We start from the raw sequence: 15554 nt of genomic DNA on the forward strand, positions 1-15554 counted from the left end.
TCCGCGAATTCAGAGATTTGATCGATCAGCGATGTACCCCAGAGTGACTGCCTGGGGTTACACGGACGATTTCTCTTTGGAGGCCTGAGTTTCGAAATGCGGCTTTGGGGCGGACTCTCGTGAAGGGAGCGTCAGATTGACGAGGGTGGTCGGGCTGGGGCTCGCTTTTGGAGGCAGGTCCGGCAACTTTTTGTTTGCTTGCGGGCCAAGAAGAACCCCAACAGCGGAAGCGAACAGTCCAGAGATCGTGCCGAATGTTGCGTTGACTGCGGAGGGTTCATAACCACAGTGAACCATGCAGTCCTGACAGCGTTCGTTGCCGCTCGCACGCCCATAAGCGTCCCAGTCGACGGTATCCATCAACTCCTGAAAGCTGTTTGCGTACCCATCCTGTAACAGGTAGCACGGCTTCTGCCAGCCAAACAGGTTGTAGGTCGGATTCCCCCACGGCGTACATTCGAGCTTCCAGTTCCCCTTCAGGAACTCCATGAATAGCGGGGACTGATTGAAGACCCAGGATTTCTTAGGTTTGTCGAGAATGCGGCGAAACAGTCGGAAGGTTTCGTCGCGACTCAGGAAGTGTTCCTGATCTGGTGCCTTCTCGTACTGATAGCCGGGGGAAAGCATCATCCCTTCGACACCCATTCCCATCAGGGTGTCGAACATTTCACGCAGTTTTTCAGGTTCGCTGTTGTTGAAGACTGTCGTGTTCGTCGTCACCCGAAAACCGGCGTCGATGGCGGCCTGAATGGCTTCAATCGCGACGTCGTAGATCCCTTCGCGGCAGACTGCGAGGTCATGTTCTTCGCGAGGGCCGTCGAGGTGGACCGAGAACGACAGGTACTTGGAGGGAGTGTATTTCGACAGGTGTTTCTTAAGGAGAATCGCATTCGTACAGAGGTACAGGTACTTCTTCCGCTCGACGATTCCTGCGACGATCTTGTCCATCTCGGGGTGCAACAGGGGCTCACCGCCGGGGATTGAAACCATTGGGGCGCCGCACTCGTCGACTGCTTTCAGGCAGTCTTCGACCGACAGGTTTTGCTTCAGGATGTTGGCCGGGTATTGGATTTTTCCGCAGCCAGCACAGGCAAGATTGCAGCGGAACAGAGGTTCCAGCATCAGGACAAGAGGGAACCGTTTGCGACCTCTCAGCTTCTGGCCAAGAACGTAAGAGGCAACTGTCCACATTTGAGAGACGGGAACACCCATCGGGCCAAGGCTCCATCCTGTCGTCTCAGGAGATGTCCCTGAGAATCAATTGGGGAGACGCCTCCAGAGAGTCTGACGTCACAGGTCTGGTCTGCGAAGAAAGCGTCAACAGCAACTGTGATAACAGGTTCGAGCAAGCATGTCTGCGCTGGATTGTGCGTACAGACGGACTGGTTGCGAAAAGAAAGCGAGCCTGAATTGCCGGGCAACTCTCAACCGGAATCATCTTTGGAGCTTTGCGAAAACTGCGAAAGCCGGTGAAGCCGTTTATTTCAGCGGCGGACAATCCCCGGAGTTGCGGAGGACCGCGGGCCATCCAGCAATTCTACAGGAGGCTCTGCATCGTCACTGGGCTTGATGTAGACCACAGGCTCCAACGGGGCAGAACCCGGCTTTGGAGGTGCCGTCGCAAACAATGGTGACCCCACCATACTGGTTACGACCGTATAGAACGCAAAAAATTGAATCACAGTTGACCCTCCCACTAAAAGGTCGAAACCGATTGCACAGTAATTATTATTTTCTCAGCGAAAGTCCCGACGAATAAAGCTGTTACGCGACTTTACAGGATGTTCTGATTCGTGGTTCCCCAACCATTTGAATCGGGCCTGCAAAGCATTCGACAGGTTTTAAATCGCTGGTCTTATTGTTAGTTACGTCACCCTTGGCGTTCGTGTGTTTGTCGGCCGATAAAATTGTCCGGTTAATTGGACGAATTCGCATCGATTCAGGACGAGTGAGTAAATGCCTTACAATCGACAAATTCACCTTAACCATATCGATCAGGTTAGAAATGCGACAACATCAAATTTGAAGAAAACAGGAAAAGGAGGTGTCTTGCGGTGGGTAGCGGAACTGAAATCGGGAGTAAATACTTACCCGACTCTCTGAGATCTCCCAGGCTTCCAGGTCGTGGAACGACTGGGACAGCAGATTGAATCGGACGATTCAGTTGCAGTTACGGCAGGCAGGTGAGGAAGGAGCAGCGAGTGACTTCATGTCATCAGGCGGCTTCGCTCACGAGCTTAGACACCTCGACATTGTGGATCTTACCAAAGGATTGGTCTGTGCAATCCGCAAATTCAGAAAATAGTTCGAAGTCGGAGACCTGATCGTTCAGCGGCCAGCGTGTGAACGATCAGGTGATCAGCAGATTCGAATACGATGGGTCACGACAGATCTTAGACGAGAGAATCTTGCGATGCTCCCCAGACAGAAGGACGTGATGTCTCCCGGATCAGAATCACAGGTCAGGGTCACAGGTGACGCCAGACGAAATTAACGACCGGTCGCTCGAAACTCATGTGTGAGTTTACTCTTCAAGAATCGTGGGCTTTCTGAAGATCTGGCCCGGTTCGAGACGAACCTGCACTTCATCGCGATCCAGTGCATAGAGTGGGCTGATTTCAATCGGAACATTGTTTTCGATCGTTCCCCCAGCCGATTCAATCCAGCTGCGAGCAATCGCGAGCAAGGCTGCTCGACTGGTTGTCGGAGAATCGTTTCCGTCGGCGTTCTTGACGGGATTGAATTCCCGAGCCCGATCTCCTTCCACAACCAGAGCGAGATCTGCTTGTGGGAGAGCATCGAAAATGAACTGCTCAAACTTCCGGCCGTTGGGAGTATCCGGAGTAAATGGATTCCCTTGAGCGTCGATCGTCGTGATTTTCTTGTGGGCAATGTGAAACGGCAGGCTCAGCTCGCCGTTCAACAACCGCTCGATAAACGCAAGCTGAAAAACGTGGACTGCGGTGTTTCCGGCCCAGAAGACGTAGCTTCCGTCTGCCTGTTTCCGGTGGGCCTCTTCAGCTGGTAAGTCGCTGTATTCAATGATCTGTGTTTGATTGTCAACGGTGACCAGCACGCCCATCTTCTCTTCAGGGCTGACTTTCGCGACGACTTTGGTGGTCAGTTCCGAGCCACTGTTGGAGTGGTAGCCCAGCAATTCAGGGTCGCAGACAATGGCAGTCGGATTGTCGACCTGATGGTAGTACAGGTGTTCGATGTTCCGGTCTTTCATGACATCGATCAGACCGTTGGCCTGCAGGGCTCGCAGCATTCCGCCGTGACCATCAGGACTGGTGGCGATGCGGTCGATGCGTTCCATCAGAATCCGACCAGTCGCTTGATCGACTGCCGGAAGTGATGCCTGCTGAAAGAAGAAAACATCGTCTTCGTTCAGGCCGAAGTATCGGTGTTGCTCAAAGAAAGCGACCGTTTGAATGTGTGTCGCTTCGCTTGTCATGATAAAGTACGGGATCGCCCGCCCTGCACGACGTGATCGGGCGAGGATCTGCTCGCAGAGAATCTGGAACAGGCTGCGATCACTGATCGGACCGATAGGGTACATTCCCTTCGGAGCACTGAACCCCAGTCGAGATCCCTGGCCCCCTGCAACGAGAATCGCTCCGACTTTGCCGTCACGCAACAACTCTTCGCCGGCGTCAATCGCCGCAAACTGGGCATCACGTTCGCGCTGTGTGCTGGGAAGGCGGATCAGCTTTTGAGGAGAAGTTGCACGAGCCGCTCTCGCTGCCGGCAGATCTTCCGGGCGATTTGCCTCTTCACTTGATTCAGAGAGTTTCTGAATCAGGGGGAAATCGAGTTGGTCGATCTGTTCAAGAAGTTGCTGACGCTGTGTTTGCGACAATTCGTCCCAGAATTGAACCAGATGCAGCTGGTTGAACTTCTGCAAAGTCTCGAGAGTTGTCTGCGGGATCTGCACTAAAAATCTCCAGAATAGATCGAATCTCAAGCGGTTCGCTCGGCAGGGTGCCCGTGCGGTGAGGTCTCTGTTGAGACACATTGTTGAGACATATTGCTCTCGGATGTCCGCAAGTGTTCTTTTATGTTCCAGACTCGACGGTCGCAATGGAGACACTTTCCAATCCATGTGCGACCGTTGAAACTGACTGAAATTGCATCAAAAAATCTCGTTCATGCACTGTTTGGCATCTGTCCTGATCGCCCGGGAAAGTCCCCACGATTGGGTGAGGACTGGGAAACCGGCAGTTCAAAATCACTTCGTCTGTTGACGCCCGGCCCTTGAACTGCTTTTCTAAGAGGAGTTTGTTGGAACGCAAGCCCTTGTGACGCAACTTTCTTATACGAAATGCGGCGTCCAGATTATAGGTAAGTCAAAGAGCAATGGCGGTTGGTTTTGCAATCATTGGTACCGGGATGATCGCCCGATTTCACGCCCAGGCAATTCAGGCAATTCCTGGTGCGAAACTGGTCGGGTGTTACAACCACAATCCTGAACGTGCGACGAGCTTCGCGACCGAGTTTGAATGCGTCGCCTACTCGGACCTCGACGAACTGTTGGCAAACAGTGACATTCATGTTGTCACAATCTGCACCCCCAGTGGTGCGCACGTCGAACCAGCACTGGCTGCTGCGAAAGCTGGCAAGCACTTGCTGGTGGAAAAGCCATTAGAAATCACCCTCGAACGCTGCGATGCCATCATTCAGGCGTGCGAAGCTGCGGGGACTCTTCTTGGTGCCATTCTTCCGTCACGGTTCTCCGGTGCGAATATCGCACTGAAGAATGCCATCGACGCCGGTCGCTTTGGGAAATTGACACTTGGCGACACCTATGTGAAGTGGTGGCGAACACAAGAGTATTACGATCAGGGAGGCTGGCGCGGCACTTGGGCTCTCGACGGCGGGGGCGCCTTCATGAATCAGGCGATTCACAATGTCGACCTGTTGTACTGGTTTATGGGCGACGTTGCTGAGGTTTGCGGACTCACTTCAACTCTGGCTCACGAACGAATTGAAGTTGAAGACGTTGGAACTGCGATCGTGAAGTTCAAGAACGGCGCACTGGGAACCTTGGAAGCGTCGACCGCTGTTTATCCCGGTCTGTTGAAGAAGACCGAGATTCACGGGTCAGAAGGGTCCGCAATCATCGAACAGGATTCGATCCTGATGTGGAACTTCAAGAACCCACAGCCTGAAGACGAGCAACTTCTGGCTCAATATGGAGCTGGAAGTTCAACCACCGGGGGAGCAGCCGATCCCAAGGCGATCTCGTTCCTGGGGCATCAACGCCAGTTCGAAGACTTTATTTCCGCAATCGAAACTGGTCGCAAGCCATTGATTGATGGTTATGAAGGACGCAAGAGCGTCGAACTGATTCTGGCGATCTATCAAAGTTGTCAGGAAGGCAAACGGATCAGTCTGCCGCTGTCCAGCAACTAGGCCGATTCGGTCTGTGATGTGGCCTCAAACACGTCTGGCATCGTCAATTCAGATGGCCCTCAGTTCCGTTGATTTATCAGCAACTGCGAACTGAGTGTGCCATGACGATCCGGTTCCGTGTGGATGGGGCCACCGTTTTGTTGTTATCGCTTTGTGTCCAGTCCGGACGTTAATTATGAGGCGTCATTGGGGCTGTTTCACGATGACCATTGCGTCGTTTTCGGACTTTCCAGAAAAGTCGTTTGTATGGCTAATCGCATTGTTTCGCTTATTTCCAGTGGCACTGAGATCGCTGTCGCTCTCGGGGTAGAGGATCAATTGGTCGGGCGGTCACATGAATGTGACTTTCCTGAATCCATCAAACAGTTGCCGGTTTGTTCTGAACCCTGCATCGACGTGAACGCGAGCAGTGCCGAGATCGATCGACAGGTGAAAGCGAAGCTGAGTGACGCTCTGTCCGTCTATAAAGTGTTCGTGGATAAGCTCAATCGATTGCAGCCAACTCATGTGATTACACAGACTCAATGCGACGTGTGTGCTGTGAGTCTGGCAGATGTCGAACAGGCTCTGTGTCAGATGGTCGGGTCGCAACCGCAGATCATCTCATTACAGCCGAATTGCCTGAATGATATCTGGAACGACATTCAGCGAACCGCAGATGCACTCGGCATTAGCGATCGAGGTGTGACAGTCGTCTCGGAGTTGAAGAGTAGACTTCAGTTCATTCAGGAGAACATTGTCGGACGGGCAGCCAAGCCTCCTCGGATCGTTTGTCTGGAATGGCTGCAACCGATGATGTCAGCAGGCAACTGGGTTCCAGAACTCGTCGAAATCGCTGGTGGAATTCCATTACTGTGTGAAGCTGGAAAGCATTCTCCCTATTTCGATTGGGAACAACTTCTGGCTGCAGACCCGGACGTGATTGCGATTATGCCCTGTGGGTTTGACATCGCCCGATCGGTTTCGGAATTGGGTGTTCTGTTCGAAAATCCGTATTGGTTTGAATTGCGAGCCGTCCGACAGGGACGCGTGTATCTGACTGATGGGAACCAGTATTTCAACCGGCCGGGTCCGAGGATCGTGGAATCTACTGAAATCCTGGCCGAGATTCTGCATGACCCTGGCTGGCACATTCCGTCAATGAAGCATCACCGCAGTGGGTGGATTCGTATGGAAGAATGCTGAGAGTTGTCGCCTCGAACAATCGTGTATCATGATTGTCTGCGACTTGAGAACGCTCGGTGAAATCGTGTTCGCTACGGCGGCGCGATCCTTGTCTGCCTCGACAGGGCTCTGGTTGATGTGCAGCAGAATCGAAAGAGCGAACAGCTCTCTCGGGTGAGATGGTTTCGTATGATCGATCCCCAATCGGCTCTTGAACTTCTTTCCTCCGATGGGCAGCCATCCGAGAAGACACTGGAAACATTGAAGACGATTGGGTTTGATGATCTTCCCAATGCGTTGGTCCGATTACGGACTCTGTGTCAGAATGACACTGAACGTGCTTTGTTCTCGCAGATTTTTCCTGCGTTGTCCTATGCGTTGATGGACGCGACGTCAGCCGATCATTCCCTGTTGAACCTTCAGCGTTTGCTGGAGTCATCAGGGGACCGAGACCAGTTGTTAAATAAACTGGTTCAGCAACCACGCACCGTCGAAATTCTGGTCAAGCTGTTCGTTGGCAGTCAGTTTTTGACTGAGATTCTTCTGCGGAATCCTCATTATCTGGATCGACTCACAACGCATAAACGGCTCGCAGAATTCAAGAGCCGAGCCGACTTTGTTGAGCATGGCCGCCGGGATTTTCCGGAAGGCGGGACGTTCGAAGCGGTGATGGACCACCTGCGGCGTTTTCAGCAGTGGGAGTTCTTACGACTGGCGGCGTGTGATTCTTTTGGGTTAATGGACCTGAAAAATATCACGCTGCAACTCGCATTGTTGGCGGATGGGATTGTCCAAATCGCATTGGAGTTCTTAGCGGCTTCAGAAGGACTCTCGCTCGAACAGTTTGTCGTTGTTGCGATGGGAAAGCTCGGCGGGGAAGAGTTGAATTACAGCTCTGACATCGACCTCGTTTTCATTTGTGACCGGGACGCCGAACGATTCTGGGGATTGGGCCAGAAGCTGATTCGCATGCTGTCCGAATCGACGGGGCAGGGGTTTCTTTATCGTGTGGACCTCCGCTTACGCCCATGGGGAAACGCCGGGGCGCTGGTCACAACGATCGACAACTGGGCAGAGTACCTGAACCGCAGTGGGCAACTCTGGGAAAAACAGGCGTTGTTGAAAGCCAGACCAATTGCGGGAAATCTGCAGTTGGGTGAACAGGCTCTGGCACGCTTGCAGCCATCGATATTTGATGTCGATGTCGATGCGGTCCGTAAGAGTATTCGCGGAACCAAAGCCAAGATTGAAGAATCGTTACGGCGTCGCGGAGTGAAATGGGGAGAAGTCAAGGCTGGCCCGGGCGGCATCCGTGATATCGAGTTCGTCGTGCAATTCCTGCAGCTGGTTTATGGCGGGGAGATCCCAGAGGTTCGCAGTCTGAACACGCTTGAAGGACTTGTGCGACTCGCGGAGTTGAAGCTGCTCTTTCCGGAAGAGTTTCGACGCCTCACTGAAGGTTATCTCGTGCTCAGGACGATCGAGCATGCGTTGCAGTTGATGCACAATAAGCAGGAACACACGCTTCCTCGATCTGAGCGCCATCTGGATTTTCTCGCACGCCGTCTGGATTTTCCGGACGCCGAGTTGTTTCTGGAGCATTACGAACAACATTCGAGATCCGTACGGGAGATCTTCGAGCGGTATCTCCATCACGATCAGCACCCGATGCAGCAGTTGCTCGACGCACCTCCGCCACAGGCCACGATTCAGTTCGGACAGGCTGCGGAATCGTATCACGCAGACTTTTCTCATGAAGATGAAGAATTGCATGCCGAGTTGTTAAGCCAGATCAATACCGGGCACGTCGTGCGAATTCATGTCGCGAAAGTTGGAGACGATTACGCCCAACTCACAGTGGTCGGTGTCGATCGTATTGGAGAGCTGGCGGCCATTTGTGGCCTGTTGTTCACATACGGATTAGACATTGTCTTCGGAAATGTTTTCACTTGGGCAGAGGCGACGACGCTGGTTCCGATCGGCAATCCTGATTTGAACTCGGACATGTCCTGGCGGTTTATCGAAAAGAAGTCTCCCAGAAAGTTTGTGAACGTTTTTCATGTCCGGAGAACTGGGGCCGCAGAGAGTCCGTTTCTGGATGCAGAACGCTGGGAGCAATTTGAATCTGAACTGAACGAGTTGCTGCTGCTGTCTGATCAACGGGGGTTGAACGAAGCTCAGGGACGCATTGCCAGACGTGTTGCAGAAACCATGGAGGCCGCTCCTCCTTCGGCGATCACATTATTTCCATTCGAACTGGAAGTGGACAACGACAGCGATGTGAACGCGACGATCCTGCATATTCAGGGAGAAGACTCGCCGGGTTTTCTGTATGAACTGACGAACGCAATCACGATCAGCGGACTGTCGATCACGCGTATGACGATTCGGTCATCCGGAAATCGGGTGATTGATACGTTGTATGTTGTGGACGAACATCATCAGCGAATTCAGCGAGCAGATCGCCTGAATGAACTGCGTGCGGCGATCGTGCTGATCAAGCATTTCACCCACTTCCTGCCTCAATCCCCGAATCCCGGTTCGGCCCTCATTCACTTTCAGCAGTTCCTGGAGAACCTGTTCCGACAGCCGAACTGGCTGGAGCAATTAAGTCCGTTGCAGGACTCTGAGGTTCTTGGTGCACTCGCGGCCTTGTTGGGGATCAGTGACTTTCTGTGGGACGATTTTCTGCGCTTGCAGCATGAGAACCTGTTCCCGGTCGTTACGAATGTTGATGGGTTACAGCAGCCACGGGACCGGGTTTCGCTGGAAAGTGAACTCCGTTCGCTCCTCGCTGACGCTGATGACCAACAGAAACTGGATGTGCTCAATGCCTTCAAAGACCGGGAAATGATGCGGTCTGATATGCGTCACATTCTTGGCCTGCAGGACAAGTTCGGGATGTTTGGCCGCGAATTGACGACGGTCGCCGAAGTGACAGTTGATGCGGCTCGGGAGATCTGCGAACAGTCATTACAGGCCATTCATGGGAAGCCGCGGACCAGTACCGGTGAGCTCGCTCAATACTGTATTTGTGCCCTTGGGAAGTTTGGTGGCCGAGAGTTGGGCTATGCCTCCGACATCGAACTGATGTTTCTGTTTCAGGGGGATGGTCAAACTGACGGGCGAGAAGTGATTTCCAATGCGGAATACTTCGAACGGTTTGTGCATGAGTTCCGCAGATCCATTCGCTCGAAACGGAAGGGGATTTTCGAGATTGATCTCCGGTTGCGCCCTTACGGAAAAGCGGGACCACTCGCAGTTTCGTTGCCGACATTTGAGTCGTATTTCGGTCCCGGGGGCGAAGCCTGGCCGTATGAACGTCAGTTGCTGGTTAAGTTGCGACCGGTGGCGGGAAGTAAAGAACTCGGCCGTCGGATTGTTGCTGCTCGCGATACGATGATTTATCGCGGTGAACCGTTTGACGTGACAGCGATGCGAGCAATGCGTGAGAAGCAGATCCGTCAGCTGATTCGACCTGGGACGTTCAATGCAAAGTTAAGTCCCGGCGGACTGGTTGATTGTGAATACGTTGTCCAAGGCCTGCAGATTACGTTTGGACATCTCGACAAAGCGATTCGGGAGCCGAATACGCGTGAAGCAATGAAGGCGTTGGAAAGTTACGGACTGCTTCCGAGTGACATCCGAGTTGGACTTCGTGACGCGTATCGCTTCTTCAGACGCGTCATCGATGGACTGCGAGTCGTTCGAGGAGATGCGAGCGATCTGACAGTTCCTCCTTTTGATTGCGATGAATTCGTTTTTCTGGCCCGACGTTTGGGATATTCGTCTGATGTAAAGCGATTGAAGGAGGATTTTGAACGGCACACACAACATGTTCAGGTGGTTGCCGCAGCACTTCCAACGATGATGAAGCAGGAACCATTGCCTGAGTCTCGTCGATCCAAAAAAGAAAAGTAGAACAACCTCTGCCCGAAGTTTCCGTCAACGAAAAAAGGCCACCGTTCGATTGAACGATGGCCTTTTGAATGACACGTGCTCGTATTGAGACGTTGATATTGATTATTGCTCGCCGTAGAACTTGGTGAGTTCTTCAGCTGTCAGGGGATCGGCGACCGATTCGCTGGACAAGTGTGCCCGGAATCGCATGCTGCCAGGCACAGCACAGGCGACATGAACCTTTAAGGTGATTGTCTGACCGGCTGCCACTTCTGGGATGTTGCGGAAGAGAAGCTTACCACCTTCGTTCAGGCACTCGACAGGACCTTCTGCACTGATGTATTCCATGCCAGAAGGAAGTTCGCAGACCAGACCGACATTGCGGGCAGCAGCGGAACCTTCGTTTCGGACCCGAATTTCGTAGCAGGTCTTGCTCGTGACTTCGACAGGGTCTTCAGTGTCCTTCACAGCGATGGAGAGTGAAGATGTTCCTTCGACGGCTGTCAGGCATTCTGCGTCAGCAATGACACCGTGTTCTGATGTTGCCCGAATCTGGTGTTTGAATTCACCAGCCTGACGAGCGACAAGTGTTGCACGGATTTCAGTTGCCTGACCTTTCTCGACGCGGCCAACGAACCAGCTGACAAGTCCTGTTGCTGGATCGAACTGGGCTCCGCGATCTGCACTGACGAATTCAAAGCCAGCCGGGACTTTGTATCGCACCTGAACGTTGTCGGTTGCAGCGGCACCATCGTTCTGAACGGTGATCGTGTAGACCCCTTGTCGTCCGAGGTAACGCAGTCCTGGTCCCTGAATGGATGTCGCCAGCATTGGGGCGATGACAGTCACATTCGATTCAGCGGAGCGAGCGAGACCGGCTTCTGACTTCGCTTGAACTGCCAGCTGGTGCTCGCCACCTTTCATTGCTGTCAGTGCCAGACGAACACTGCGGGATTCACCTGGGGTCAGGTTACCGAGTTCCATCAGCAGACGACGGCCTCGAGCGTGTTCAAGACCTTCTGGAATGATGGCCTCAATCTGAACGTTGCTGGCGATCCCTGTCCCTGGGTTGGAAATCGTGACAACGTGGGAGGCCGCTTCGCCAACCATCACCTGTCGTGGACCTTCAACCTGAATGTTGAGCATTGGTTCAGCGACGGCAAAGGTGCCTTTCGCTGTTCCTGTGAATCGGACGTCTGCACGGGCCTGAATGTCACCACGTTCCATCGGGACCATCGAGATTTCGATTTTCCGGACTTCACCAGCGGCGAGTTCAGGGAACTGCCATCCCAGGAACGATTCGCTCGTTGCCGGGGCAGGTACTGCACCACTGAGACGAACATTCTTAGGGAAGACTGCTCGAACTTCGACATCATGTGCTGCGGACTGTCCAACGTTTTTGACAAGCAGAATGCAGCTGCATTCCTGTCCAACGTTGATCTCGGATTGCTTCTGCCATTCGACAAGCACTGTTGGAGCAGTTGCGACTGTCGTCACTGTGGCGGACGTGACCGAAGTTGTTTGCGGGCCAGGTCGAGTGGCTGCTGGAGATGCTGCGGCAAAACTGCTTGTGCGTTTTGCAGACGGCATGACTGCCGATTCAGGAGCGGTCGGGTTTGTGGCCGAAGCAGTTGCTGGAGCTGATGAAACAACTCCTGTTTTGCTGAAGGTCACTGACCCGCGACCAGTCGATGGAATCTCTTGAGTCGGGCTGACAGCTGTTTGAGTTGCAGCCGGTTTTGTTGCGGGAGTTGTTGAAGCTCCAAATGGAGTTGGATCCATTTTCACCGGACTTCCGGCAGCGAACTCGGAACCTGGAAACGGTCGGGCGTTTCCAGCGTCACCGCGAACCTGCTGAATTGTGCTTTCACCATTTGGCTTCGCCTTATAGTCCGCGTGGATAATTTCCCCTTCGGACGAAACTGTCGCTTTAGCCGGAGCACCTGCTGGCGAGATGACTGACGGAGCGGCGACTGTTGCTGGCTGAGCCGGCTTGATCGCAGAAACTCTGGTAATGGTTTCTGCCTGAGCTGGTGTTGCAGAACCCAGTGTTGTTGAGCCGGGAGTTGCTGATCCTGCTTTTGCTGCACCTGGGGTGGCGAAAGCAGATGCGGCCGAGCCTGCCGCTCCTGTTTTGATTGCAGCTGTCCCCGGTGCTGACGTGCCGACGGTTGCTTCTGCGGCGATCCCGGACGTTGCAGGGCGAGTACCTGACAGGGTAGATCGGGTATGACCGGTTGGAGGAGTGTCTCCAAACAGTTCCTGATAGTAGTTTTTCAGCTCTGTGTTGCTGTCTTCTGCTCCGCTGGCCTTACGGCTGAAGCGTTGTGGTGGATTGGTCGCCGACGCCCCAAGGCTTTCAGGTCGAGCGGATGGAGTCGTTCGTGCGGTTCCAACGCTGTTGATGTCATTACCAACAGCGGATTGCACGGACAGTCCCAACAGTGCCAAAATGTAGGCTCCGCGTCGCATTTTTCTCTCCTTGGCTCGTTCGCCGGCGTGCAAAATCCCTATTTGCAGTTGCCGAAAAAATGGCGAGTTCCCTCGCTATCTGATGGAATCGGCAGTGTTGATCGTGCCGCTTGAGTTGAAAGTGTCGATTGTTTTGCTTTTTTGTGAATCTTTCTCGAAAAACTGTCGTAGTCGACGGGTTTTACTTCAGTCGAAGCGGTTTGTAGTCGGGGGATTCTTACCGGCAATTTTTGCCGATTTCATCGGAAGCGAGACCTTGAGGTGACATTCTCGCTGGCAGGAGTTTGTAGGATGGGACCCGATCTTTTGATCAGATGAGAAGAGTGTCCGCTTAGTGTCTGGTTGCACTCCCTTTTTTCTCTCAGTCTTTTTCGTGAAGCGTCTTGAATGGAAGCATCCATGACCTCGTTCAATCCAGATGAGCTCAACGTCATTCTTGCGACGGATTGTGGAAGCACGACGACGAAGGCGATTCTGATTGAAAAGATCGATGGCGTTTACCGACAGACCTGGCGTGGGGAAGCACCTACGACTGTTGAGGAACCGGTTGCCGATGTCACCGTCGGGGTGATTAACGCCGCAATGGAAGTCGGGGAGCTGGCTGGTCGACGTCTCGTGGATGACGATGGTCAGTTGATTCGTCCGGCTCGCGGGAATGAAGGCTGCGACCTCTATATCTCGACCTCCAGTGCTGGTGGGGGACTGCAGATTCTCGTGACTGGGGTTGTGAAGGAAATGTCCGCTGCGAGTGCGGAACGTGCAGCCTTAGGAGCCGGGGCGATCGTGCTGGATCTGCTTGCGTCCAATGATCGACGCCGACCGCACGAGAAGATTCAACTGATTCGAGAGTTGCGACCGGATATGGTTGTGATGGCCGGGGGAACAGATGGCGGAACAGTTAAACACGTTGTTCAGATGGCCGAACTGATTGCACCAGCCAGGCCCAAGCCTCGCTTTGGTTCGAATTTCTCGCTCCCTGTGATTTATGCAGGCAATCATGATGCCGTGGACGAGGTCAAAGAAACCTTCGACGAGAGCGTCAAACTGTCTGTAGTTGAGAATGTGCGTCCGACGCTGGAGCGTGAGAATCTTGCTCCAGCCAGAGATGAAATTCATGAATGCTTTCTCGAACATGTGATGGCGCACGCGCCAGGGTACGGGAAGTTAATGGAACTCGCAGACGTTCCGATCATGCCGACCCCAGGGGCGGTTGGTGACATTCTGCAGAAGATCGCGGAGGTCAGAAGCATCAACTGCGTCGGGGTTGATATTGGGGGAGCGACCACGGATGTCTTCAGTGTCTTTCGAGGACCAGATGGGCTTCCGGTTTTCAATCGGACCGTGAGTGCGAATCTCGGGATGAGCTACTCGATCTCCAATGTGTGTGCAGAAGCCGGGATGGCAAACGTGCTGCGCTGGGTTCATCAGAAGATGGATGAGCGTGAGCTGAGAAATCGGGTCAAGAATAAGATGATCCGCCCGACCACCATTCCACAGACTGAAGAAGCTCTTGATTTTGAACAGGCCGTCGCTCGAGAAGCGTTGCGATTGGCGTATCTTCAGCACAAAGCGTTTGCGACAACTTTAAAAGGGGTTCAACAGCAACGGACAGTTGGGGACACCTTCTCCCAGCAGTCAGGTGGGAACTCACTCGTCGATAACATGGCGTTGAATCTTCTGGTTGCTTCCGGGGGCGTCTTGTCTCACGCTCCGAAGATGGAACAAACGGCCATGATGCTGTTGGATGCTTTCGAACCTGAAGGGATCACCGAGCTGGCTAAAGACAGCATCTTCATGATGCCTCACCTCGGCGTTTTGGCGTCCGTCCATCCTCAAGCAGCAATGCAGGTGTTTGAACGCGATTGCCTGATCATGCTGGGGACATCAATTGCGGCAAAAGGTCGCGCGAAGCCGGGCCGCCCTTGCTTTGAATATGTCTTCACAGGTGACACATTGAACGATGCGGGATCAATTCACTTCGGAGAGTTAAAACACTTTTCGTTGGGAGAAGGACAAACAGCGACAGTGAACCTGAGACCCGTTCGTGGAGTCGATCTTGGAGCAGGACCGGGAAAGCCATTGATTGCGGAAATTCGCGGCGGAACTGTCGGGGTCATTCTCGATGCCAGAGGACGTCCTCTGTGGCCTGGAACATAGAACCTGACAGGTGGGGTGCGACCGGCGTTGACGGTTGGGACTTCAGCAGCATCTCTATTGGAAGTTGTGTTGCTTTCAGCTGGTGTTCTGGAGGTGAGGATGGCATCAAAAATGCTTAATTCCACCGACTGTCACGAACCATTTATCCCAGTGGAAACCGGCTGCCAAGGTAAAACAGAGATGGATCAACCTGCGTGGATTTGAGTGATTGTTTTGTAAGTTGTTTTCTGGTGAATGGATGTGTCTAATTGTGACGAAATGAGCTCTTCGACGATTCCTGTGTTTGGAGCTTTCCAACGGTCTTCGGGACACTTAAAATTGCACGAAGCGTTTACTGAGGTAGGTTTGCAGGGAAATACCTTTTGCTGCATGACGGCATGAACGCCGAAAGCAAAGTGAACGAGTTGGGTGACGAGCATTCTTCATTTGTTGGGCCTTTGGATGTA

General features: G+C 53.2%; 8 protein-coding genes. 4 read left to right on the forward strand and 4 right to left on the reverse strand.

Annotated features, from left to right (window positions below):
• Positions 1-57: 57 nt before the first annotated feature.
• From hpnH to SH527x_RS17820, 3 genes are all read right to left on the reverse strand, one after another.
• Entirely contained in the window at positions 58-1212 is a 1155-nt protein-coding gene (gene hpnH, locus SH527x_RS17810; RefSeq protein ID WP_437192030.1) for an adenosyl-hopene transferase HpnH, read from the reverse strand.
• A 272-nt stretch (positions 1213-1484) separates the two neighbouring features.
• Positions 1485-1682, reverse strand: coding sequence for a hypothetical protein (locus SH527x_RS17815; RefSeq protein WP_437192031.1), 198 nt, complete (start codon positions 1680-1682; stop codon positions 1485-1487).
• Positions 1683-2524: 842 nt separating this feature from the next.
• Positions 2525-3937 (reverse strand): UTP--glucose-1-phosphate uridylyltransferase, encoded by a 1413-nt coding sequence (locus SH527x_RS17820; RefSeq protein ID WP_437192032.1) that lies wholly within the window; start codon positions 3935-3937, stop codon positions 2525-2527.
• 422 nt (positions 3938-4359) lie between these two features.
• On the opposite strand from SH527x_RS17820, the gene SH527x_RS17825 reads away from it, so the two are divergent.
• The 3 genes from SH527x_RS17825 to SH527x_RS17835 all read left to right on the forward strand — a co-directional run bounded on the left by SH527x_RS17825 (position 4360) and on the right by SH527x_RS17835 (position 10500).
• Positions 4360-5415, forward strand: a complete 1056-nt coding sequence (locus tag SH527x_RS17825) for a Gfo/Idh/MocA family protein (RefSeq protein ID WP_437192033.1) — start codon at positions 4360-4362, stop codon at positions 5413-5415.
• Positions 5416-5661: 246 nt separating this feature from the next.
• The gene (locus tag SH527x_RS17830; protein ID WP_437192034.1) at positions 5662-6600 is read left to right on the forward strand and encodes a cobalamin-binding protein; all 939 of its coding nucleotides are present in this window, start codon (positions 5662-5664) and stop codon (positions 6598-6600) included.
• Between the two features lie 168 nt (positions 6601-6768).
• A complete protein-coding gene (locus tag SH527x_RS17835) occupies positions 6769-10500 on the forward strand; it encodes a glutamine synthetase adenylyltransferase (protein WP_437192035.1) in 3732 nt (1243 codons plus the stop codon).
• Positions 10501-10602: 102 nt separating this feature from the next.
• Here the strand turns inward: SH527x_RS17835 and SH527x_RS17840 are convergent, their stop codons facing one another.
• Positions 10603-12951, reverse strand: coding sequence for a CARDB domain-containing protein (locus tag SH527x_RS17840; protein WP_437192036.1), 2349 nt, complete (start codon positions 12949-12951; stop codon positions 10603-10605).
• Between the two features lie 399 nt (positions 12952-13350).
• Between SH527x_RS17840 and SH527x_RS17845 the strand changes: the two genes are divergently transcribed.
• Entirely contained in the window at positions 13351-15108 is a 1758-nt protein-coding gene (locus tag SH527x_RS17845; protein ID WP_437192037.1) for a glutamate mutase L, read from the forward strand.
• Positions 15109-15554 lie beyond the last annotated feature (446 nt).

The organism is Planctomicrobium limosum (genome assembly GCF_051465645.1).
In the GTDB taxonomy this organism is placed as follows: domain Bacteria; phylum Planctomycetota; class Planctomycetia; order Planctomycetales; family Planctomycetaceae; genus Planctomicrobium.